Source organism: Bradyrhizobium sp. WSM3983, from assembly GCF_000473045.1.
GTDB lineage: Bacteria > Pseudomonadota > Alphaproteobacteria > Rhizobiales > Xanthobacteraceae > Bradyrhizobium.
The window spans coordinates 81165-103614 of sequence record NZ_AXAY01000028.1 but is presented as its reverse complement, the minus strand read 5'-3'; the positions used below and the strand labels follow the sequence as shown (position 1 = coordinate 103614).

The 22450-nt window shown below is 64.3% G+C and carries 24 protein-coding genes; 19 read left to right on the top strand and 5 right to left on the bottom strand.

The features are described from left to right. Positions 1-47 precede the first annotated feature (47 nt). Positions 48-671 (bottom strand): outer membrane protein, encoded by a 624-nt coding sequence (locus tag YUA_RS0131170; RefSeq protein ID WP_027534219.1) that lies wholly within the window; start codon positions 669-671, stop codon positions 48-50. A gap of 250 nt (positions 672-921) precedes the next feature. Here YUA_RS0131170 and uvrC point away from each other — a divergent pair, with 250 nt between their 5' ends. The 9 genes from uvrC to YUA_RS0131125 all read left to right on the top strand — a co-directional run bounded on the left by uvrC (position 922) and on the right by YUA_RS0131125 (position 9706). Beyond that, on the top strand, positions 922-2994 hold the full coding sequence (gene uvrC / locus YUA_RS0131165) for an excinuclease ABC subunit UvrC (RefSeq protein ID WP_027534218.1): 2073 nt from the start codon (positions 922-924) through the stop codon (positions 2992-2994). A gap of 94 nt (positions 2995-3088) precedes the next feature. Beyond that, positions 3089-3706 (top strand): CDP-diacylglycerol--glycerol-3-phosphate 3-phosphatidyltransferase, encoded by a 618-nt coding sequence (pgsA, locus tag YUA_RS0131160; protein WP_027534217.1) that lies wholly within the window; start codon positions 3089-3091, stop codon positions 3704-3706. Further along, complete coding sequence (gene moaD / locus YUA_RS0131155) at positions 3703-3954, top strand: molybdopterin converting factor subunit 1 (protein ID WP_027534216.1); 252 nt, start codon at positions 3703-3705, stop codon at positions 3952-3954. The genes pgsA and moaD overlap by 4 nt, the downstream gene beginning before the upstream one ends. Positions 3955-3957: 3 nt before the next feature. Then, a complete protein-coding gene (locus YUA_RS0131150; protein WP_027534215.1) occupies positions 3958-4440 on the top strand; it encodes a molybdenum cofactor biosynthesis protein MoaE in 483 nt (160 codons plus the stop codon). Continuing rightward, positions 4440-5399 (top strand): 50S ribosomal protein L3 N(5)-glutamine methyltransferase, encoded by a 960-nt coding sequence (gene prmB / locus YUA_RS0131145; protein ID WP_027534214.1) that lies wholly within the window; start codon positions 4440-4442, stop codon positions 5397-5399. The genes YUA_RS0131150 and prmB overlap by 1 nt, the downstream gene beginning before the upstream one ends. A gap of 89 nt (positions 5400-5488) precedes the next feature. Further along, a complete protein-coding gene (locus tag YUA_RS0131140) occupies positions 5489-6076 on the top strand; it encodes a phage holin family protein (protein WP_027534213.1) in 588 nt (195 codons plus the stop codon). 1 nt (position 6077) lies between these two features. Beyond that, on the top strand, positions 6078-7208 hold the full coding sequence (locus YUA_RS0131135; protein ID WP_027534212.1) for a YihY/virulence factor BrkB family protein: 1131 nt from the start codon (positions 6078-6080) through the stop codon (positions 7206-7208). Between the two features lie 152 nt (positions 7209-7360). Beyond that, positions 7361-8836 (top strand): EAL domain-containing protein, encoded by a 1476-nt coding sequence (locus tag YUA_RS0131130; protein WP_027534211.1) that lies wholly within the window; start codon positions 7361-7363, stop codon positions 8834-8836. 15 nt (positions 8837-8851) lie between these two features. Further along, positions 8852-9706 (top strand): TIGR01459 family HAD-type hydrolase, encoded by an 855-nt coding sequence (locus tag YUA_RS0131125; RefSeq protein WP_027534210.1) that lies wholly within the window; start codon positions 8852-8854, stop codon positions 9704-9706. Positions 9707-9793: 87 nt separating this feature from the next. Here the strand turns inward: YUA_RS0131125 and YUA_RS0131120 are convergent, their stop codons facing one another. Next, a complete protein-coding gene (locus YUA_RS0131120; protein ID WP_007596883.1) occupies positions 9794-10189 on the bottom strand; it encodes a response regulator in 396 nt (131 codons plus the stop codon). A gap of 228 nt (positions 10190-10417) precedes the next feature. Between YUA_RS0131120 and YUA_RS0131115 the strand changes: the two genes are divergently transcribed. After that, on the top strand, positions 10418-11389 hold the full coding sequence (locus tag YUA_RS0131115) for a bifunctional riboflavin kinase/FAD synthetase (RefSeq protein ID WP_027534209.1): 972 nt from the start codon (positions 10418-10420) through the stop codon (positions 11387-11389). Between the two features lie 10 nt (positions 11390-11399). Here YUA_RS0131115 and YUA_RS0131110 read toward each other — a convergent pair whose 3' ends face one another. Beyond that, entirely contained in the window at positions 11400-11840 is a 441-nt protein-coding gene (locus YUA_RS0131110) for an RES family NAD+ phosphorylase (RefSeq protein ID WP_027534208.1), read from the bottom strand. 9 nt (positions 11841-11849) lie between these two features. Then, positions 11850-12248, bottom strand: coding sequence for an MbcA/ParS/Xre antitoxin family protein (locus YUA_RS0131105; RefSeq protein ID WP_027534207.1), 399 nt, complete (start codon positions 12246-12248; stop codon positions 11850-11852). Positions 12249-12513: 265 nt separating this feature from the next. Here YUA_RS0131105 and ileS point away from each other — a divergent pair, with 265 nt between their 5' ends. From ileS to arfB, 6 genes are all read left to right on the top strand, one after another. Next, positions 12514-15558 carry an isoleucine--tRNA ligase gene (gene ileS / locus YUA_RS0131100; protein ID WP_027534206.1) on the top strand — a complete coding sequence of 1015 codons (3045 nt, stop codon included), beginning with the start codon at positions 12514-12516 and terminating at the stop codon, positions 15556-15558. Positions 15559-15567: 9 nt separating this feature from the next. Further along, complete coding sequence (gene lspA, locus YUA_RS0131095) at positions 15568-16062, top strand: signal peptidase II (protein ID WP_027534205.1); 495 nt, start codon at positions 15568-15570, stop codon at positions 16060-16062. 110 nt (positions 16063-16172) lie between these two features. Continuing rightward, positions 16173-16904, top strand: coding sequence for a hypothetical protein (locus YUA_RS0131090; protein ID WP_027534204.1), 732 nt, complete (start codon positions 16173-16175; stop codon positions 16902-16904). A gap of 193 nt (positions 16905-17097) precedes the next feature. Continuing rightward, positions 17098-18489, top strand: coding sequence for a pitrilysin family protein (locus tag YUA_RS0131085; protein WP_027534203.1), 1392 nt, complete (start codon positions 17098-17100; stop codon positions 18487-18489). Continuing rightward, positions 18486-19877, top strand: a complete 1392-nt coding sequence (locus tag YUA_RS0131080; protein WP_371259923.1) for a M16 family metallopeptidase — start codon at positions 18486-18488, stop codon at positions 19875-19877. The genes YUA_RS0131085 and YUA_RS0131080 overlap by 4 nt, the downstream gene beginning before the upstream one ends. Positions 19878-19992: 115 nt before the next feature. Beyond that, a complete protein-coding gene (gene arfB / locus YUA_RS0131075; RefSeq protein ID WP_027534201.1) occupies positions 19993-20409 on the top strand; it encodes an alternative ribosome rescue aminoacyl-tRNA hydrolase ArfB in 417 nt (138 codons plus the stop codon). Between the two features lie 56 nt (positions 20410-20465). On the opposite strand, the gene YUA_RS0131070 is transcribed toward arfB, so the two are convergent. After that, on the bottom strand, positions 20466-20879 hold the full coding sequence (locus YUA_RS0131070) for a hypothetical protein (protein ID WP_245285308.1): 414 nt from the start codon (positions 20877-20879) through the stop codon (positions 20466-20468). 267 nt (positions 20880-21146) lie between these two features. On the opposite strand from YUA_RS0131070, the gene YUA_RS0131065 reads away from it, so the two are divergent. Genes YUA_RS0131065 through YUA_RS0131055 form a run of 3 tightly spaced genes read left to right on the top strand, consistent with a single transcriptional unit; the run spans position 21147 to position 22447 of the window. Next, complete coding sequence (locus YUA_RS0131065; protein ID WP_035972303.1) at positions 21147-21467, top strand: cytochrome c family protein; 321 nt, start codon at positions 21147-21149, stop codon at positions 21465-21467. Continuing rightward, complete coding sequence (locus YUA_RS0131060; protein WP_027534198.1) at positions 21468-21863, top strand: VOC family protein; 396 nt, start codon at positions 21468-21470, stop codon at positions 21861-21863. Between the two features lie 35 nt (positions 21864-21898). Beyond that, the gene (locus YUA_RS0131055; RefSeq protein WP_027534197.1) at positions 21899-22447 is read left to right on the top strand and encodes a hypothetical protein; all 549 of its coding nucleotides are present in this window, start codon (positions 21899-21901) and stop codon (positions 22445-22447) included. Positions 22448-22450: the final 3 nt, after the last annotated feature.

Below are 22450 nucleotides of genomic sequence, written 5' to 3'. Positions count from 1 at the left end.
CCGCAAGCGGCCGGGAGGCTGTAGTCCGGTATTTTCTTATTTGGCTATCAGAAGTGATAGTTCACGCCTGCGCGAACAACGCTGGCGCTATAGCCGTTTGACACGCCTGTAATTGCAAACTGGCTCGACGACAGATCGATGTAGAGATATTCGAGCTTCGCGCTCCAGTTCGGCGCGAAGCCGACTTCCGCGCCGACGCCTGCGGTCCAGCCGGCTGTGGTGTGCGACTCCGTCCAGCCGAAGGTCTGCGCGCGCAGCTCGCCGAAAGCGAGGCCGGCAGTGCCGTAGAACAGGATGTTGCTGAAGGCATAGCCGGCGCGGCCGCGCAGCGTGCCAAACCAGGGATTGGAGAACTTCCAAGGCGCGAACGTGTCGTCGGCCCCTGCGGCCTGGATGTCGCCCTCGACACCGAACACCCATGGGCCGTTCTGGAAATTGTAGCCGGCCTGCACGCCGCCAACGAAGCCGGAGGGCTTCACAGGCGTGTTGCTCACCGAACCCCATTCATAGCCGAGATTGGCGCCGAGATACGGGCCGGCCCAACTATAGGCGTTGAGCGGCTGATTGACCGTATAAGGCGCACGCTGCCCGTAACTGAGATCGGCGGCCCCTGCCGAAGCCGTCCAGCCGGCTGCAACCAACGCGGCTGCGCCCACAACGAGCCCCTTCATCACACACTCCAACGCAACTGCCGCAACCTCCTGCGATGCCCGCGCGGCCGCGCAAGGCCAGACCGCTTGGTTACGGAACCACCACTTTTTCGCGTAGGATTTATCGAGAGTTTTAAGTTAAGGGCCTGTTAAGTCCCGTTACCGCGCTGTTAACAGACTTAAGGAAGCGTTACCGGGAACTGCGCGCCATCCCGTGTGTGCGGCACAGCCGGAACTTCAAATCGGTCCCCCCAGCGCCTAAATTCGCTCCATGGTTCACGATTCTACCGACAAGCCGGACGACGCCCGCGCGCGCAAATCGCAGCAGGCTGCCCCGACTGACGCCCTGTCCCAAGAGACGGCTGCGACGGCGCCGCCCGACCTCGATCCCGCCACCACAGGCGGCGATGACGAGGACGATGCGCGGCTGCCGGATATTCTGGAAGAGAGCGGCGCGGTCGACGAAGAGCCGCTGGCGACCGGTCACGAGGCGATCGAGCGCGCGGTCCGCCTTGCGCCGACCTCGCCCGGCGTCTATCGCATGCTCAGTGCGAACGCCGACGTGCTCTATGTCGGCAAGGCCAAGAACGTCAAAAAGCGCCTGTCCAACTACGCGCGCCAGAGCGCGCCGCTGCCAGCGCGCATCCTGCGCATGATCGCGGCCACGGTGACCGTGGAGATCGTCTCGACCGCGACCGAAACCGAGGCGCTGCTGCTGGAAGCCAACCTCATCAAGCAGCTGCGGCCGCGCTTCAACGTGCAGCTGCGCGACGACAAATCGTTTCCCTATATCCTGATCACCGGCGACCATTGGGCGCCGCAGATCCTGAAGCACCGCGGCGCGCAGACCCGCCCGGGGCGCTATTTCGGTCCATTCGCCTCCGCCGGAGCCGTCAACCGCACCATCACGGCCTTGCAGCGCGCGTTCCTGATCCGCTCCTGCACGGATTCCTTCTTCGAGAGCCGCTCGCGGCCCTGCCTGCTCTACCAGATCCGCCGCTGCGCCGGTCCCTGCACCCGCGAAATCGACTTCCCCGGCTATACGACCCTGGTGCGCGAGGCGACCGACTTCCTGTCCGGCAAGAGCCAGGCGGTGAAGCAGGAGCTTGCCGGCGAAATGGAGAAGGCGTCCGGCGAGCTCGAATTCGAGAGTGCGGCGCTCTATCGCGATCGCCTCGCCGCGCTGTCGGCGATCCAGTCGCAGCAGGGCATCAATCCGCGCACGGTCGAGGAAGCCGACGTGTTCGCCATCCACCAGGAAGGCGGCTTCTCCTGCGTCGAAGTGTTCTTCTTCCGCACCGGACAGAACTGGGGCAACCGGGCCTATTTCCCACGCGCGGAAAAGACCTATACGCCGGAGGAAGTGCTGGGCTCATTCCTCGCCCAATTCTACGACGACAAGCCGCCGCCGAAGACCATCCTGCTTTCGCATGAGATCGAGGAGAGCGAGCTGCTTGCCAACGCGCTGTCGATCAAGGCCGGCCACAAGGTCGAGGTCATCACGCCCAAGCGCGGCGAGAAGAAGGAGCTCGTCACCCACGCGCTGACCAATGCGCGCGAGGCGCTCGGCCGCAAGCTCGCGGATACCGCGACCCAGAGCCGCCTGCTCGACGCCATGGCCACGACGCTGAGCCTGCCGCACGCGCCCAAGCGCATCGAGGTCTACGACAACAGCCACATCCAGGGCACCAATGCCGTCGGCGCCATGATCGTCGCAGGTCCCGATGGTTTCGTGAAAAACCAGTACCGCAAGTTCAACATCAAGTCGGAAGGGCTCACGCCGGGCGACGACTACGGCATGATGCGTGAGGTGCTGGAGCGCCGCTTCAAGCGTCTCATCAATCCGCCGGAAGAGAGCGCCACCAAGACCAAGGACGACGACTTCCCGCAATGGCCGGATCTCGTGATCATTGACGGCGGTCGCGGCCAGCTCAATGCCGTCCGGGAGATTTTTGTCAATCTCGGCCTGACCCAGGTGTCGCTGATGTCGGTCGCCAAGGGGCCGGACCGGGACGCCGGCCGCGAGACCCTGTTCATGCCGGAGCGCGAGGCGATCAAGCTGGAGCCGCGCGACCCCGTGCTCTATTTCATCCAGCGCCTGCGCGACGAGGCCCACCGCTTCGTCATCGGCTCGCACCGCAAGCTGCGCAAGAAGGACATTCGCGAGGCCGGCTTGCAGGAGATTCCGGGCATCGGTCCGTCACGCAAACGTGCCTTGTTGCATCATTTCGGAACCCTGAAGGAGATCGAACGGGCCTCGATCGCCGATCTCGGCAAGGTTCCTGGGGTGAGCGCCGAGAGTGCCCGCAGGATTTTCGACTATTTCCATCCCCAGCCGGGGTGAACTAAAGGGGCTGTAGTCATATGGTCGTCGCATCCCGTACCCCAATTGGGGACGGACGGTTGACCTTCAGGCTTGAGCGGTATTGGTAGGACGGATGAACATCGCCACGACACGAGGGACGACCAGCCGCGCGATGTCCCTCCCGAACATCCTGACCTATGGCCGGATCGCCGCGATCCCGGTCGTGGTCGGATGCATCTATGCGCAGTCGATCATGGACTACCCGCTGTGGCTGCGCTGGGTTGCGGTCGCGATCTTCATCGGCGCCGCGGTGACGGACTATCTCGACGGCTATTACGCGCGGATCTGGAATCAGCAATCGGCGTTCGGCCGGATGCTCGACCCGATCGCCGACAAGCTGCTGGTCGCCTCCTGCCTCCTCATGCTGGCCGCCGACGGCATCATCCACGGCTGGTCGCTGTGGGCCGCCATCGTGATCCTGTGCCGCGAGATCCTGGTCTCTGGCCTGCGCGAATACCTCGCCGCACTCCGTGTCAGCGTGCCCGTCACCAAGCTCGCGAAGTGGAAGACCACGGTTCAGCTCGTCGCCATCGGCTTCCTGCTCGCCGGTCCGGCCGGAGACGAGGTGCTCCCCATGGTGTCGCTGATCGGCCTCGTCCTGCTGTGGGCCTCGGCGATCCTGACCATGTACACCGGCTACGACTATTTCCGCGCCGGCATCCATCACCTCATCAAGGAGGATGAGGGATGAAGGTAAAATACTTCGCCTGGGTGCGCGAACGCGTCGGCAAGGCCGAGGAGACCATCGAGCCGCCCGCGACCGTGCGCACCGTCGAGGAGCTGATCACCTGGCTGTCCGGCCAGAGCGAGGCCTATGCCTACGCGTTCGAGAAGCCGAAGGTGATCCGCACCGCGATCGACCATACCCACGTCAAATCGGACACCGCGATCGCGGGCGCCCGCGAGATCGCGTTCTTCCCGCCGATGACCGGCGGCTAGGCCATGACCTCTTCCGTCACCAATTGCCCCGTCGCCATCCGCATCCAGGAAGACGATTTCGACATCGCGCGCGAGATCGCAGTCCTGACCAAAAGCCGCACCGACATCGGCGCGGTCGTCACCTTCTCCGGCATCTGCCGCGCCGACGAGGATAGTTCGAAGATCGCCGCGCTCACGCTCGAGCATTATCCGGGCATGGCGGAAGAAGAGATCAAGCGGCATGTCGACGAGGCCCTTTCGCGCTGGCCGCTCAACGGCGTCACGGTCATCCATCGCGTCGGGCGGTTCATGCCCGGCCAGAACATCGTGCTGGTGCTCACCGCGTCGCAGCACCGCCGGGCGGCATTCGAAGCGGCCGAATTCCTGATGGATTATCTCAAGACCAGCGCACCGTTCTGGAAGAAGGAAGAAAGCGCCACCGGCACTGGCTGGGTCGAGGCCCATGCCCGTGACGACGATGCCGCCGCACGCTGGACCCGATCCTGATGGCAAGAGCTGTGAGAAAGACCACGCGCGGCCGCGCCGCGCCAGAACTCGCGAAGGTCGGCCGCGGCGAGCTGCTCACGCTGATCGATTTCGTCCGCTATGCGGTGAGCCGTTTCACCGCGGCCAAGCTCGCCTTTGCCCACGGCACCACCGATCCCGTCGCCGAAGCCATCTTCCTGGTCTGCGAGGCCCTGCACCTGCATCCCGACCAGTTCGAGATTTTTGGCCATGCCTGCGTCACCGCCGCGGAAGGCAAGACCCTGCTCGATCTCATCCATAAGCGCGTGACGACGCGCAAACCGACGGCCTATCTCGTCAACAAGATCTACATGCGCGGCCTGCCCTTCTATGTCGACGAGCGCGTCATCGTCCCGCGCTCCTTCATCGGCGAGCTCCTGGACTCCCATTTCGGCGGCGACGGCGAGGTGGGTTCGCTGATCGACGATCCCGCGGCCGTCGAGCGCGTGCTCGATCTATGCACCGGGTCGGGATGCCTCGCGATCCTCGCCGCGCATCATTTCCCGAATGCCGTGGTCGATGCGGTCGACGTCTCCAAGGGCGCTCTCGAAGTTGCCGCGCGCAATGTTGGGGAACATGGGCTGGATGAGCGGATCGCGCTCCACCGGGGCGATCTGTTCGCGCCGCTCGGCGACAACAAATACGATCTGATCATCACCAACCCGCCTTACGTCGACGCCGAAGGCATGGCGGCATTGCCGCCGGAATGCCGGGCCGAGCCGAAGCTCGCCTTCGACGGTGGCCCCGACGGTCTCGACGTGATCCGCCGCATCCTGCGCGATGCGCCCGACCATCTGACGCCGGATGGCGGGCTGCTTTGCGAAATCGGCCGCGGCCGCGAGTCGGTCGACGATGCCTTTCCGGAACTGCCGCTGCTCTGGCTCGATACCGAGGAGTCCGAGGGCGAAGTGTTCTGGATCGCAGCCGCCGATCTCGGCTGATCTGTTACGGCAAACGCATCCCGGCGGAACAAGTCAAATTCCGCCACGTTCATTCCCCGACGAATTTCTCGCTCTCGGAGGATGTCCGCATGCTCGCGCCATCGGGCGAATTGCTGCGCGCCGGCATGGCGCTGAAACTCAACCATCTCAAGCGCGCGGCGCGGTCTTACTTGCGTGACCGCACCAGCCAGATCACGGGACGCCTGACGTCTTACGCTGTCGCCGCCGGACTGTTCGCAGTGGCGGGGCTGTTCCTGATCGCGGCCCTCTTTGTCGGCCTGATCGCACTCTACCATTGGGTTGCCATCACCTACGGACAATTCTGGGGCCTTGGCGCCGTTGCGGCCATGCTTTTGGTGCTCGCCACCGCCTGCGCCGGAGTGGCGATGGCGCAAATGAACCGTCGGACCAAGCCGATCGTGCCGCTCGCCAGCCGCATGCGCGTTGCGATCGCCACGCCGCGGATTCCGCGCGGAACGATCAAACGGGCGGTCAAGGAGGTCGCGACGACGATTCCGCTGGCGCCGCTCGCGCCGGGCGAGCGTAGCCATGGCGGCAACATTTCGCCGATGCGCGCCAACCGCCCCGTACAGCTTGGCCTGATGCTCGCGGCAATCGGATTGCTGGGCTTCACGGCCGCGCGCCGGCGACGCCACGGCCACGGACTGGACGCCTGACATGCGTGCGCGGCACAGCGAGCAGCTCGACTCCTGGCTGCTGGTCGCCGCCACGGCTATTTTCGTCCTCACCGCGGAACGCTACTTCCAGGAGTCGGGGCTGATCCGGCCTGGACCTCCCCAAGATCATCGCAATCAGGAAGCGCATTCACCGGAAACGAACCCGGCAAGCGCGGGCGCGCAGCCCGGCCATGGCCGTCGCTCGAAGAGCCCGTTCAAAATCCCCTGGGCTGGCTGGAAGGATATTTTCTGGCGCACCTATCAGCGCATCGACGACGATCGCCTGCTCGCGACCGCCGGCGGCGTCGTGTTCTTCGGGCTGCTCGCGATCTTTCCCGCCGTGACCGCCCTGGTCTCGTCCTACGGACTGTTCGCCGATCCCTCGACCATCAGCCACAACCTCCAGACGCTCGCGACGATGCTGCCGGAGGGCTCGTTCCAGATCGTCGAGGACCAGGTCGCGCGCGTGGTATCGAAGGGCAATACGGCGCTGGGCGCCGCCTTTCTGTTCGGCCTTTTGCTCGCGGTCTGGAGCGCAAATGCCGGCATCAAATCCATCTTCGACGCCCTCAACGTCGCCTACGAGGAGCGCGAGAAGCGGAGCTTCATCAAGCTGAACCTGATTTCACTGGGCTTCACGGTCGGCGCCATTGCAGCACTCTTGCTGATGGTGTCTGCCGTGGTCGCTTTCCCTCTTGCGCTCGATCATCTCGGGATTGCGCCGGAGAGCAAGCTGATCGTCGCGCTGGCGCGCTGGCCGCTGCTGCTCGTCATCCTGCTGGCCGCGCTCGCCATCGTCTACCGCTTCGCGCCCAGCCGCGACTCGCCGCGCTGGCAGTGGTTGAGCATCGGCGCGGTGACGGCCGCCCTGCTCTGGATTGCCGGCTCGGCACTGTTGTCCTGGTATCTTTCCGCGTTCGCCAATTACAGCGCCACCTACGGCTCGCTCGGCGCGGCGATCGGCTTGATGACGTGGATGTGGATGTCGGCGATCGTGATCATGTTCGGCGCCGAGCTGGATTCGGAGATCGAACGGCAAACCCTGCGCGATACGACCACCGGGCGGCCCAAGCCGCTCGGCAGCCGTGAGGCGGTCTCGGCCGACACGGTCGGCGCCGCCGCGCCCTCCTGACAGCCTCCACTCGCACCTGCGGTCGCTATCCCCTCGAATCAACAATGATGTTAACGTCATGCATGCTTGGGGAGCATGAGGCGTGACGGGTCCGAATTGCGGCCCGTGTTTTCCCGGGTGAGGCAGCCAGCTCTTGAGGCGTAACGCGCGGCATGATTCGCATTTCAACGGTCTTCATCGCCATCTGCATGGTTCTGGTCGCGGCCTCGCTCGGGCTCGTGCTCTATGCGGTCGCCGGCATCAGCGGAACCGAATCCGCGATCGTGGCGCTCACCGCGCTGACCTTCCTGATCCTCTACAACGCGGTCTCGATGCGGCTGCGTGACCGCAGCGACGTCGGCGGCCAGATCGCCGACCTCTCGCGCGGCACCGCCGACCTCGCCCGCCAGGTAGCCGAGTTCGGGCGCCGGCTCGCCGCGATCGAGGGCCGTGTCGCCTCGTCCAATTCGACCAATTCCGATCGTGTCCAGTCGGTGGTCGGCGAGATCAACGAGCTCGGCGGACTGGTCAGGCAGCTTGCCGCCACTGTGTCGACCCATGAGGACCTGCTGGCCGGTCATGCGCCGGCGTCCGCCCCCGCTCCGGTCGCCAGGCTGGAGCCGGAAGCGCCGATCGACCTGATTGCGCCCTTCGAGGAGCGACCGGCCGCTCCACCGCCGCTTCCCGTACCGCCGCCGCGGCCGATGTCGCCCACAGTCCAGACCCAGACCGCCAATGCCGTTCAGGCGGCCAACGGCCGCAACCAGACCCAGATGCTGGCGACGCTGCGCAACGCCATCGACGAGAACCGCATCGACATCTTCCTCCAGCCGATGGTGACTCTGCCGCAGCGCAAGGTCCGCTTCTACGAGGCGGTGACGCGGGTCCGCGACGAGCGCGACCAGCTGATTGCCGCGGAAGAGTTCATCAGCATCGCCGAGGCCTCCGGGCTGATCGGACGCATCGACAACATGGTGTTGCTGCGCTGTGTCCAGGTGTTGCGCCGCCTGATGGTGCGCAACAAGGATGTCGGCGTGTTCTGCAACGTCGCGGCCTCGACGCTCGGCGATTCCACCACCTTCGCGCAGTGCCTCGATTTCCTCGAGGCCAACCGGGCCCTGGCGCCGTCGCTGGTGCTGGAGTTCAAGCAGTCGACCTTCCGCGGCCTCGGGCCGGCCGAGACTGAGAATCTCGCCGCACTCGCGCAGCGCGGCTTCCGCTTCTCGATCGACCACGTCACGGACTTGCGGATCGAGCCGCGCGAGCTCGCCGACCGCGGCGTGCGCTTCATCAAGGTGCCGGCCTCGCTCCTGCTCGACCCCAAGCAGGCGTCTACCTCTGACATTCACGCCTCCGACCTGTCCGACCTGCTCGGCCGCTTCGGTATCGACCTGATCGCGGAACGGATCGAGGGCGAGCGCGCGGTCGTCGACTTGCTCGACTATGACGTGCGGTTCGGCCAGGGCTTTTTGTTCGCGCCGCCCCGGCCATTGCGGCCCGAGGGGGCATCTGCTACCGGCGGGGCCGCGTCGAACCCGGCGCAGGACATTCAGGGATCCAATGGCTCCGGTACACCCAGCCCAGGCGCGGCGCCTGCCACGCCGTCATCGCGCATCACCGGCAACGCGGCGCTGGCACGCCGCATCTGATCGGCCGCACGCATCATGACCACACTGCATTTCGCCCAAAGCCTGCGCGAACTCGTGGGCGGGGTCGACGTCGTGCTCAGCGACATCTGGGGCGTGGTCCATAACGGACTGGAATCCTTCCCCGAGGCCTGCGAGGCGCTGCACACCTATCGCAGCCGCGGCGGTACGGTGATCCTGATCACCAATGCGCCGCGCCCCGCCGCCTCCGTGCAGCGGCAGCTACGCAAGCTCGGCGTCGCCGACGAGACCTATGACGCGATCGTCTCCTCGGGCGATTTGACGCGGCTCTATGTCGCTGAGCATCCCGGCCGCAAGATGTTTTGGCTCGGCCCCGAGCGCGACAACTCGATCTATCGCGGCCTCGATGCGACGACCGCCCCGCTGGAAGAGGCCGACTACATCGTCTGCACCGGTCTCTTTGACGACGAGACCGAGACCGCAGAAGACTATCGCGGCATGATGCTGAAGGCGCGCGAGCGCAAGCTGACGCTGGTCTGCGCCAACCCCGACATCGTGGTCGAGCGCGGCGACCGGCTGATCTACTGCGCCGGCGCGATTGCCGAGCTCTATCGCGAGCTTGGCGGCGAGGTGATCTTCTACGGCAAGCCCCACCGGCCGATCTACGAGCGCGCGATGGCGCTCGCCGGCGAACGCCAGGGCCACCCGATCGACCGGAAAAAGGTGCTGGCGATCGGCGATTCCGTCCGCACCGACCTGACCGGCGCGCGCGAATTCGGCATCGACTGCCTGTTCGTCACCCGCGGCATTCATGCCGAGGAGTTCGAAGGTCTCGACCAGCTCGATCCCAAGTCAGTGACGGAATTGTTCGGCCACCCACCGAAGGCGCTGATGCGCGAATTGAAGTGGTGACGGCCTAGCCATCATCGCCTCCAACGCAGAAAGCCCGGGACGAGCGCCCGGGCTTTCCAAATTCAGCTGATGGTTTCGAAGCGCGGCTTACGCGCTCGCCATGTCCGGGAAGACCGCCTCGATCTTGGTCTTCAACGTCGCCGCGTTGAACGGCTTGACGATGTAGTTGTTCACGCCGGCCTTCTTGGCCGCAATCACGTTCTCGGTCTTCGATTCCGCCGTGATCATGATGAAGGGCGTGGTGGCGAGGTTGGGATCTGCGCGCACTTCGCGGAGCAGGTCGTAACCCGTCATCGGCTCCATGTTCCAGTCGGAAATCACGAGCCCGTACTTCTTGCCGCGCATCTTGTTCAGCGCCGCCGAACCATCGCTGGCATCATCGATATTCTCGAAGCCAAGCTGCTTCAGGAGATTCCTGATGATACGGATCATGGTGCTGTAGTCGTCGACCACCAGAACCGACATCGACAAATCAACCGCCATCTCGACTCCCCCAACGCAAACCCAGGAAATATTACGACCGGACCTGCAGGCCGGAGCCCGCGGTTCCACGTTTCAAGGACTAGCACCAAGGCGTTAAACAGCGCGTTAACTGGGCCCGCCCCCGATGAATTGAAATCGGCGTTCAACGCGGCCGCCCCTCCCGCTTGACTTCATCGGCCGGGTCACGCCACGGTCGCAGCCGGTCCCGCCGGCTCGAGAATTCCCCTGATGGCCCCGCAATTTACCGTTATCCGCGATACCACGCCGGATTCTGCGATCCTGAAGGGGGCGGTGGTCGCCATGGGCAATTTCGACGGGGTCCATCTCGGACACCGGGCCGTCATTGCCGCAGCCCTGGAAATGGGTCGGGCGCATGGCCGCCCTGCGCTGGCGCTGACCTTCGAGCCACATCCGCGCCGGTTTTTCAGCCCCAACACCCCGCAATTTCGCCTGACGGACGAGCCGGCCAAGCTGCGGCTTCTGGCGGGGACGGGGCTTGCCGGCGCCGTGGTCATGACCTTCGACAAGGCCCGCGCCGGCACCAGCGCGCAAGATTTCATTCACCATGAGCTGATCGGACGCCTCGGCGTCAAAGGAATCGCGGTCGGCTACGACTTCCATTTCGGCAAAGGACGCGTCGGCTCTCCGAGCCTGCTGGCCAACGAAGCGCCCCGGCTCGGCATCGAGATCGACGTGCAGCCGCATGTCGATATCGACGAGCGGCCGGTCTCCTCCAGCGCGATCCGGATCGCACTTGCCGAGGGGCAGGTCGAAGAGGCCACCACCATGCTGGGCGCGCCCTGGTTCATCAACGGCGAGGTCATCCACGGCGAGAAGCGCGGCCGCGACCTCGGCTATCCCACCGCCAACATCCGGCTCGATGCCAATTGCGGCCTGAAGCACGGCATCTACGCCGTGCGGGTCGGCCGCGGGCCTGAGCGTCTGAACGGCGTGGCGAGCTTCGGCCGTCGGCCGACCTTTGATAATGGCGCGCCGCTGCTCGAAATCTTCCTGTTCGACTTCAAGGGAGACCTTTACGGGCAGGCGCTGGATTGCGCCTTCGTCGGCTTCATCCGCGACGAGATGAAATTCGACAGTGTCGAAGCCCTGATCCGCCAGATGGACGACGATTCCGCCCGCGCCCGCGCCATGCTGGCCGCCGCCCCGGACGCGTTTCCGCGGCTCGGGGTCGTGGATTGATCAAGTCTCGCTAACCGAGCAGCCGTGGATCGAAGGGAGCTCGGATCACCTCGGCCACGCTAGCGCGCGCTGCGTGTGGGTGTGCAGGGTTCAGGAGAAAGTTCGCCCCTTCAACGCTTATCGCAGAGGTCACCTGTAAAAGTGCACTTGTCGATCGGTCGAGCCATCGATCTCCAATCTCACGGCTGACCATCGTCTGGGTCCGCCAATCCGGAGGCAATTCCGGCCCGACGACCTCAACGACAATATCGTCGGGAATCGCGATTCGCAGCAACTGGTAGGTCGGAGGAACGAGATCGCGGTCCATGTGGACCAGCATTTCCAGCAATGCGCTCGACGGATGATCCGCTAAGTAGACGATCCGCCTGCCCTGCGAATGCCATCTGCCGGCGGCTTTCAGCCCGCCAGCCCCGGAGAGATCGGCATAGTTCGAAATCCGCCAGAGCTTCATCTTGCGGACTCAGGCAAAAATTCCGTGATCGATCTGTTCTAGCAACTCGCGGACGACAGCCGCGCCGAGTTCGTCTTGCAGCAGATCTACCGGCTTCTGGCCTGATAGGGATCGATTTGGTCGATCAAGCCAAGCCGCTGCTTTTGCCATGTCACCAAAGACGCGGTTGGCTAGCGTCCTGATCTCTAAAATTCTGACCAGCGACCCGGATTTTTCCAGCGGAGAAAGGCCGTCTATCACCCGGCGGATTAGTTCCGCGGTATCATTCTGGCCAGCCTTGACCAACAGGGCGTAAGCGTCCTCAAGGGAGGACGTAATCCCTGGATGTGCGTGGGCATCTCGCCTTCCACCAAGCCGGCGAAGCTGCTTGAGCTCCTCGAACACTTCGGCAAGCGGCTCTGCGTTCATGGAATTAGTCTCCGTTAATCAATACATTAGTTCTGCAGTAGAATTCCGCAATAGCGTCCTCACCGACAGGATTGGGCCGTTCGCCCCTTTGCGCTTCCCTTGGCCCCCTGCTATGGAGAGCCCATGTTTGCGCGGCGCATCATAGGGATTAGCGGCCCGGCTTCCGCCTGAGCCTTCGGCTCGGCGCAAGACCGGGATTTTGTCGTTTCACCCCGCGATTCCGCATCGCCATCGGTTCCCGCGCCATTCCGAGCCAGTCAGCCTCATGTCCGAAAAGCCGCAAAAGTCCCAAAAGTCTGAAGTCAAAGACTATTCGAAAACCCTGTTCCTGCCGCAGACTGAATTCCCGATGCGCGCCGGCCTGCCGCAGCGCGAGCCGGAGATCCTCAAGCGCTGGTACGAGATCGGCCTCTACGAGAAGCTGCGCCAAGCTGCGAAGGGCCGCGCCAAATTCGTGCTGCATGATGGCCCGCCCTATGCCAACGGCAACATCCACATTGGCACGGCGCTGAACAAGATCCTCAAGGATCTCGTCACCAAGAGCCAGCAGATGCTCGGCTTCGATTCCAACTATGTGCCGGGCTGGGACTGCCACGGCCTGCCGATCGAGTGGAAGGTCGAGGAAGAGCACTATCGCAAGAAGGGCAAGCAGAAGCCCGACTTCCGCGACAGCGCCGCGATGATCGATTTCCGGAAAGAGTGCCGCGCCTACGCCACGCATTGGCTCAACGTGCAGCGCGAGGAGTTCAAGCGACTCGGCGTGATCGGTGACTGGGCTCATCCCTACGCCACCATGAATTATCCGGCCGAAGCCCAGATCGCGCGCGAGCTGATGAAGTTCGCTGCCAACGGCACGCTCTATCGCGGCTCAAAGCCAGTGATGTGGAGCGTGGTCGAGAAGACCGCGCTGGCAGAGGCCGAGGTCGAGTACGAGGACTACACCTCCGACATGGTCTGGGTGAAATTCCCGGTTACCTCGCCCGCGCATGGCGCGCTGGCGTCGGCAAGTGTCGTGATCTGGACCACCACGCCCTGGACGCTGCCCGGCAACCGCGCCATCTCGTTCTCGCCGAAGATCGCCTATGGCCTCTACAAGGTGACGGACGCGCCCACGGACAATTGGGCCAAGACCGGCGATCGCCTGATCCTTGCGGACGCTCTTGCCGAAGAAGTGTTCAAGCAGGCGCGCGTGACCGCTTTCGAGAAGGTCCGCGATATCCCCGGCGACACCATGGACGCGATCGAATGCGCCCATCCGCTCAAGGGGCTCGCCGGCGGCTACGAATTCATCGTGCCGCTGTTGTCCGGCGACCACGTCACCGACGACACCGGCACCGGCTTCGTGCACACCGCGCCGAGCCACGGCCGCGAAGACTTCGACGCCTGGATGGCGAATACCCGCGAGCTCGATGCCCGCGGCATCAACAGCGCGATCCCCTACACTGTCGACGAGAACGGCGCCTATACCGACCAGGCACCGGGCTTCACCGGCAAGCGCGTCATCAACGACAAGGGCGAGAAGGGCGATGCCAACGAGGCCGTGATCAAGGCGCTCGTCGAGAAGGGCATGCTGCTCGCGCGCGGCCGGCTCAAGCACCAATATCCGCACTCCTGGCGCTCCAAGAAGCCGGTGATCTTCCGCAACACGCCGCAATGGTTCATCGCGATGGACAAGCCTATCGTGGACGCCCCGGGCAAGCCCGGGGCTACGGACATCGCGACCGATGGCAAGACCAAGTCCGGCGACACGCTGCGCGCCCGTGCGCTGCACGCGATCTCGGTGACGCAATGGGTGCCGCCCTCCGGCGAGAACCGCATCAACGGCATGATCGAGGCCCGCCCCGACTGGGTGATCTCGCGCCAGCGCGCCTGGGGCGTGCCGATCGCCGTGTTCGTCCGCGAGAAGGGCGACGGCTCGGCCGAGGTCCTTCAGGACGAGGCCGTCAACACCCGCATCGGCGACGCCTTCGCAAAGGAAGGTGCGGATGCCTGGTACGCTCTGGGCGCGCGCGAGCGCTTCCTGGGACCGCGTGCCAGCGAGGACTGGCAGAAGGTCGACGACATTCTCGACGTCTGGTTCGATTCCGGCTCGACGCACGCCTTCGTGCTCGAAGATCCTGTGCAATTCCCCGGCCTTGCCGGCATCAAGCGCAAGGTCGACGGCGGCGCCGATACGGTGATGTACTTGGAAGGCTCGGATCAGCATCGGGGCTGGTTCCACTCCTCGCTGCTGGAGAGTTGCGGCACGCGGGGCCGCGCGCCCTACGATATCGTGCTGACCCACGGCTTCACCCAGGCCGAGGACGGCCGCAAGATGTCGAAGTCGCTCGGCAACACCATCGAGCCGCAGGCCGTCATCAAGGAATCCGGCGCCGACATCCTGCGGCTCTGGGTCGCGTCCTGCGATTACACCGACGACCAGCGCATCGGCCCCGAGATCCTGAAGAACACGGTCGAGACCTACCGCAAGCTGCGCAACACCGTGCGCTGGATGCTCGGCACGCTGCATCACTACAAGCCGGCCGACGCGGTCGCGCCCGCCGAGATGCCCGAGCTCGAGCGGCTGATGCTGCATGAGCTCGCGCTCCGCGCCGAATTGGTCCGCAAGGCCTATGAGACGTTCGATTTCAAGAGCGTGGTCGCCACGCTATCCGCCTTCCTGAACAGCGAGCTCTCCGCATTCTATTTCGATATCCGCAAGGATACGCTCTATTGCGATCCGCCGTCCTCGCTGACGCGCAAGGCGGCGCTGACCACGATCGACCTGTTGTGCAAATCGATCCTGAAATGGCTGGCGCCGGTGCTGAGCTTCACCGCGGAAGAAGGCTGGCGCATGTACAAGCCCGATGCCGAGCCGTCGGTGCATCTGACGCTGTTCCCGGAAAGTCTCGAGCAGTTCCGCGACGACAAGCTCGCCGCGAAATGGGAAACCATCCGCAACGTCCGCCGCGTCGTCACCGGCGCGCTCGAACTCGAACGCGCCGCCAAGAACATTGGCTCGTCGCTGGAGGCCTCGCCGGTGATCTATGTCGCCGACCGCGACATGCTGGCGACGCTGTTCGACACCGATCTCGCCGAGATCTGCATCACCTCGAACTACGAGGTGCGTGAGGGCGAGGCGCCGGCGTCCGCATTCCGTCTCGATGCCGTGCCCGGCGTCGCCGTCATCGTCGAGAAGGCCGTTGGCACCAAATGCGCCCGCTCCTGGAAGATCTCGCCGACGGTCGGCGAAGACGCTGAATACCCCGACGTCACCCCGCGCGACGCCCAGGCGCTGCGCGAATGGAAGACGTTGGGCGTGAGTGTCTGATCCCCGGCCATGAGCCCGCTCCGCGCCGGCATCCTCGCGGCAATGGTCACGCTTGTGGCCGACCAGGCCTCAAAGCTCTGGCTGCTGAATGGATTCGACCTCGCCCGTCGCGGCGTGGTGAAGGTGATGCCGTTCTTCGACCTGGTGCTGGCCTGGAACATCGGGATCAGCTTCGGCTGGCTCCAGAACGACGGTCAGGCCGCGCAGCTCGCGCTGATGGCGGTGAAGATCGTCGCGGTGATCGCGCTCGCGATCTGGATGGCGCGGTCACAGACCCGGCTCGCCACCGTGGCCCTGGGGCTGATCATCGGCGGCGCCATCGGCAATGGCATCGACCGCCTGGCCTATGGCGCGGTGGTCGATTTCGCCCTGTTCCACATCGAAATCGGCGGAAATACCTATAATTGGTACGTGTTCAACCTGGCGGATGTGGCCATCGTTGCTGGGGTGGCGGCCCTATTGTATGATTCCTTCCTGGGGGTACCCGCCGCAAAAGCGCCCTGATCCCGGCCGATACGGACCGGAGGCGGAACCTTGCTTGGCGAGGGGTGGTCGCGCGAGACGCGGCAAGACCGGCACAATCAAGACTGCCACAATATGGAACAGGTACAGGCATGCGCAGCTCCGAGACCAGCGGTTCGATGGGTCGAGACCCCCGGCGGGGACTTTGGCTGGCGCTGAAATTGTCAGCCGTCGCACTCGGCATCGGTCTGGTCATGTCGGCAGGCCCGGTCCGCGCCGGTGACGGTGACGACGATGACGACGACATGACCTTCGAAGAGAAGCTCATCGACAATCTGATGTCCGGCATCGGCGCCAAGAGCATGGAAAAGAAGGGCATCGAGTACCGCGAGCGTTCGCCACTGGTGGTGCCGCCGAGCCTCGACCTGCCGCCGCCCGCCAGCGCCGACGCCAAGAACGCGCCGAACTGGCCGAAGGATCCCGACGAGAAGCGCCGCAAGGAGGCCATCGCTGAGCGGAAGAAAGCGGGCAACAAGGCAACGGAGTACTGGAAAAATGCCCGACCGCTGTCGCCGGCCGAGTTGGACGCCCACAAGACGGCCGGGCCCGACAAGACCGTCAATGATCCGATCCAGCCGGGTACCAACATCAGCAACCCGACGATGAGCCCGGCCGAGCTCGGTTACACCGGCGGTCTGTTTAAGATGTTCTCGGGCAACAAAGGCGAATCCAAGCAATTCACGAGCGAGCCACCGCGCCAATCGCTCGTCGAGCCGCCGCCAGGATATCAGACGCCTTCGTCGAACTATGCCTATGGCGCCGGAGAAGATAAGTCGCGGCGGACCTATTTCGACGTCCAGTCGGGTAAGGAAAAGGAGCAATAAGCTCCTTGCCCGTCGCACCCAGGCGTGGACCCGCCGCAATCGTCCGGTATAGGCCGGACGCGGCAGATGACTTATTTTTAAGTACAACTTGACCGCGTTCTCTGCTTCGTGACCCGAAGCTCAAAGCCGCGCGGTGTAGCATACCGTGCTTTCACGCCCGGACATCAGGGTCCGGGCTTTCACAAGGATCGTGATGTCCTCACACCGATCGGTTGCCTGTCTCTTCGCCGCGCTGCTCTCGACATCTGCTTTCTCCGTCGGCAACGCACTCGCCCAGACGACGGTCACATCCGCGCCGCCCGCCAGCTTCACGCTCAGCAACGGCCTCCAGGTCGTGGTGATCCCGGACCACCGCACGCCGGTGGTCACAGAAATGGTCTGGTACAAGGTCGGCTCGGCGGACGAGACGCCCGGCAAGTCCGGGCTCGCTCATTTCCTCGAGCATCTGATGTTCAAGGGCACCGAGAAGCACCCGGTCGGCGAGTTCTCCCAGACCGTGCTCCGCGTCGGCGGCAATGAGAACGCCTCGACTTCGGTCGACTACACTGACTTTTACCAGCGCGTACCGCGCGAACAGTTGCCGTCCATGATGGCGTTCGAGGCCGACCGGATGACCGGCCTCGTGCTCAAAGACGAGAATGTGCTGCCCGAGCGCGACGTTGTGCTCGAAGAATACAACATGCGCGTCGCCAACAGCCCCGACGCTCGGCTCAACGAGCAGATCATGGCCGCGCTCTATCTCAACCATCCCTATGGCCGGCCGGTGATCGGCTGGCACCAGGAGATCGAAAAACTCAATCGCGAGGATGCGCTCGCCTTCTATCACCGCTTCTACGCGCCGAACAACGCGATCCTGGTGATCGCCGGAGACGTCGAGGCCACTGAAATCCACGCGCTCGCCGAACGCAATTTCGGCGCGATCCCGGCCCAGCCCGCGATCCCGGCGCGGCGTATCCGCCCGCAGGAGCCCGAGCCGGCCGCACCGCGCACCGTCACGCTGTCCGACCCACGCGTCGAACAGCCGAGCCTGCGCCGCTATTACCTGGTGCCCTCGGCGACGACGGCCGCGGCCGGCGAGAGCGCCGCGCTCGACGTGCTCGCGCAGTTGATGGGCAGCGGCAGCAACTCCTATCTCTACCGCGCACTCGTCGTCGACAAGCCGCTCGCGGTCTCCGCCAGCGCCAGCTATTCCAGCATCTCGCTCGACCCGACCCAGTTTGCGATCTCGGCCTCGCCGAAGTCTGGCGTCAGCTTCGCAGACGTCGAGCAGGTCATCGACGGCGTCATCGCCGACATCGTTGCAAACCCGATCCGCGCCGAGGATCTCGAGCGGGTCAAGACCCAGCTCATCGCGGAGGCGATCTACGCCCAGGACAATCAGGCGGTGCTGGCGCGCTGGTATGGCAGCGCACTGACCACGGGCCTGTCGATCGAGGACATCCGAAGCTGGCCAGACCGCATCCGCGCCGTCACCGCCGAGCAGGTCCGTCAGGCTGCACAGAAATGGCTCGAGAAGAAGCGCTCGGTGACCGGCTATCTGATCAAGGACACCGCTACCGCCAAGCGCGAGGAGAAGCGTTCGTGACCCATCCCTTCCTTCGCGCAAGACACTTCTTACGCACAAGACACTTCGCGTTGTCCTTCGTCACCGGCGCGGCACTCGCTTTCACCACGATCTCGCCGTCGCAGGCCGCTGCAAAGATCCAGCATCTGGTCTCGCCCGGCGGTATCGAGGCCTGGTTCGTCCAGGACGCGACCGTGCCGCTGATTGCCATGGAATATTCCTTTGCCGGCGGCTCGGCACAGGATCCCAAGGACAAGCCCGGCGTCGCCAATCTTGTCGGCGACCTCCTCGATGAGGGCTCCGGCGATCTCGATTCCAAGACGTTCCATGAGCGGCTTGACCGCCGCGCCATCGAGCTTTCCTTCAGCGCCACCCGCGATACTTTCCGCGGCAGCCTGCGCATGCTGCGCGACAACAAGGACGAGGCCTTCGACCTGTTGCGGTCGTCGCTCACCTCGCCGCATTTCGAAACGGCCGATGTCGAGCGCATCCGCTCGCAGGTCATCTCGGGCCTGCGCCGCGACACCACCAATCCGACTTCGCTCGCAAGCCGAAGATTCCTGGAGATGACGTTCGGCGATCACCCCTATGGTCGGCAAACCACCGGCACGCTGGAGAGCGTGCCGACCATCACGGTCGCCGACATGAAGGACTATGTCGGCCGCGTCCTGGCCAAGGACACGCTGAAGATCGCCGTGGTCGGCGACGTCGATCCGGCCACGCTCGGCAAGCTGCTCGATCACACGTTTGGTAGCTTGCCCGCCAAGGCCAATCTCGTGCCTGTCCCCGACGTCGAGGCCGCCACGCCGCCGCAGCGCGGTTTCGTGCCGCTCGACGTGCCGCAGACCGTGATCACCTTCGGCGGCCCTGGCGTGAAGCGCAGCGATCCGAACTTCATGGCGGCCTATGTCGTTAACCATATCCTCGGTGGCGGTGGCCTGTCTTCCCGGCTCTATCGTGAAGTCCGCGAGAAGCGCGGCCTCGCTTATTCCGTGTTCGAATCGCTGCTCTGGATGGAGCATTCGGCGATCTTCATCGGCAACACCGGCACCCGCGCCGACCGTGCCGGCGACACCATGGATGCCATCGAGAAGGAAGTGCGCCGCATCGCCGACGAGGGCCCGACGCAGAAGGAGCTCGACGAGGCCAAGTCGTACCTCAAGGGCTCGCAGATGCTGGCGCTCGACACCTCCTCCAAGCTTGCGCAGGCACTGCTGCAATATCAGCAGGACAAGCTGCCGATCGACTATATCGAGAAGCGCAACGGCATCGTCGATGCGGTGACGCTGGACGACGCCAAGGCCGCCGCCAAGCGGCTGTGGGGCCAAGGGCTCCTGACCGTGATCGTCGGCCGTGCCCCGCAGGCCGCGGCGCAGCCGGCGGCGGCACCGGCGACCAAGTCGAACTGACGTCGCCTACGTGTCCTGAAATGGCCGGGTTAGCCCGGCCATTTGCGTTTCGCATGAGCTCCATTGCCGAAAATGGGCGTCCGCGGTATGTCCGGGCATCACGAATGGTGCCATCATGCTGCGGATATCCCGCGATCTCGTCATTGACGAGGACGACATCGAGATCGATTTTGTCCGCGCCTCCGGCCCGGGCGGGCAGAACGTCAACAAGGTCTCGACCTCGGCCCAGCTGCGCTTCGACACGCGCAAGCTGACCATCCCGGAGGATGCGGAGATCCGGCTCGCCCGCATCGCCGGCCAGCGTATGACCAAAGACGGCGTGATCGTGATCCAGGCCCAGCGCTTCCGCAGCCAGGAACGTAACCGGCAGGACGCCATCGACCGGCTCGTCGAGATCCTGACTGAGGCGATGATCCGGCCGACGCCGCGCCGTGCAACGCGGCCGACCTACGCGTCCAAGAAGCGCCGGCTCGACGGCAAGAAGCGCCGGAGTGACGTGAAGGCCGGGCGCGGCGGCCGCTTCGACGATTAGCAAGACGGACGCAGCCAAAGGAGCTCCGGTCGCAGGGCGACCGGAGCTCTACCGTCCTAGTAACGCTTGCCCGTGGCTGCGCCGCCCGTCGCGGCATCGTCGGCGGCCCCCTTATGCACAGCGCTGCCCGTCGTGCCGACCGTGCCCCTGGTGCCCTTGGTCGATTTCATACCGGTCTTCTCACCCGCTGCGCCGGGCTGAGCGCTCATGTCCTCGTCGCCGCTGCCCATCGTGCTGCCTTGCATGGGTTTGCTTTGCACGGTGCCGCCCGTCCTGGCGGGTGGCGCGCCTTGCGCAAGTACGGGCGCGGCAACGAGAGCCGACAGAGCGCATGCGATCATCGAGGTCTTCACCAACTTCATCCATTTCTCCTGGATTTTCTCGTGACGAATGGCTCGGCGGCTCGCTACGCCGCTCGTCTGCACCGGGCCATTACATCGCGTAAGGAAATCAAGCGGCGCGATCGTCATGCAATCCGGATCGTGTGGTGATCGTTTAGGGATTTGACGGCGGTTTCGCGGAATTGTGCTCCGCATATAAGGCAGCGCGGAACACTGCGCACACCGAGTACCTTCTCTTCCTGCGAAATAGCCCGCTACTACCACCGCATCTTTGACGCCGCCTAGAATCTGCGCACGCTGAATTTGACGTGGATGGGCAGGCTCTTGGCAATACGCGCAATCGTACTGGGGTTGTGCACCGCGATGGTGCTGATGATGCGGATCGCCAACGCGCAAATGCCCTTGCCGGCAGCAAAGCCGGCGGATGGAGCGACGCTGTTCAAGCAGCAATGTGCGGTGTGCCACACGACGAACCTGTCCGAGCCAGTGCGACAGGGCCCGCCGCTGGTCACAGTCGTGGGCCGGCCCGCCGGCAAGGTCGAAGGCTTTCACTATTCAGACGGCCTCGCCAAAGCGGACTTCACCTGGGACGAAGCCCGGCTGGACGCCTGGCTGACCAATCCGCAAGCCGTCATCCCCGGCGTGGTCATGGCCTATCGCCAAGGCAAGCCTGAGACGCGCGCGGCCATCATTGCCTATCTCAAGGAGCTGAACTGAATGGCCAAGCCCGTCCATTCCATGATCCGCGTCTTCGATGAAACGCGATCCCTCGACTTCTACAGGCGTGCCTTCGGCCTCGAAGTCGCCGACCATCTGAAGTTCGCAGACTTTACACTGATCTATCTGCGTCACCCCTCCTCACCTTTCGAGGTCGAGCTGACGGTGAATTTCGATCGCAAGGAACCGTACCAACTCGGCGCCGGCTACGGCCATCTCGCCGTGGTGGTCGATGATCTCGATGCCGAGCATGCCCGCTTCGAACGCGAAAAGCTCGCACCGGGGCCGCTGCGCGACTTCAAGCATGACGGCAAGACCCTGGCGCGCTTCTTCTTCGTCAGCGATCCCGATGGCTACAAGATCGAGGTGATCCAGCGGGGCGGACGTTTCGGTTGATCAAAACATAAAATCAAACTCTACGGAGGAATGCCATGAGAGAAGTCGATCGTCGAAGCAAGCACAGCCGTCGTGTCTTTCTCAAGGGCGCGGCGACCGCCGTGCCGGTCGTGGCTGTCGCGACCAACCTCAGTGTCAGTATCGAGGACGCCTGGGCCGATGAGGCCGGCACACTTTCGCCCGCGACGATGAAGACGCTGCTGAAGGTCGCGCGCGACATCTATCCGCACGACGTTCTCGGCGACAGCTATTACATCACCGCGATCAAGCCATGGGACGACAAGGCGGCGAAGGACGCCTCAGTCAAGTCGCTGATCAGCGACGGCATTGCCAGGCTCGATCAGAACGCGAGGGATCGCCACAAGGCACCCTATGCCGAGGTGCCCTGGGAAGCCGATCGCGTGGTGCTGCTGAAAGAAATCGAACAGAGCGACTTCTTCCAGAAGGTGCGCGGCGACCTCGTCGTCTCCCTCTACAACCAGAAAGAGGTCTGGCCGCGTTTCGGCTACGAGGGCTCCTCCGCCGAGCACGGCGGCTACATCAACCGCGGCTTCGCCGACATCGACTGGCTGCCGAAAGCCTAAGTC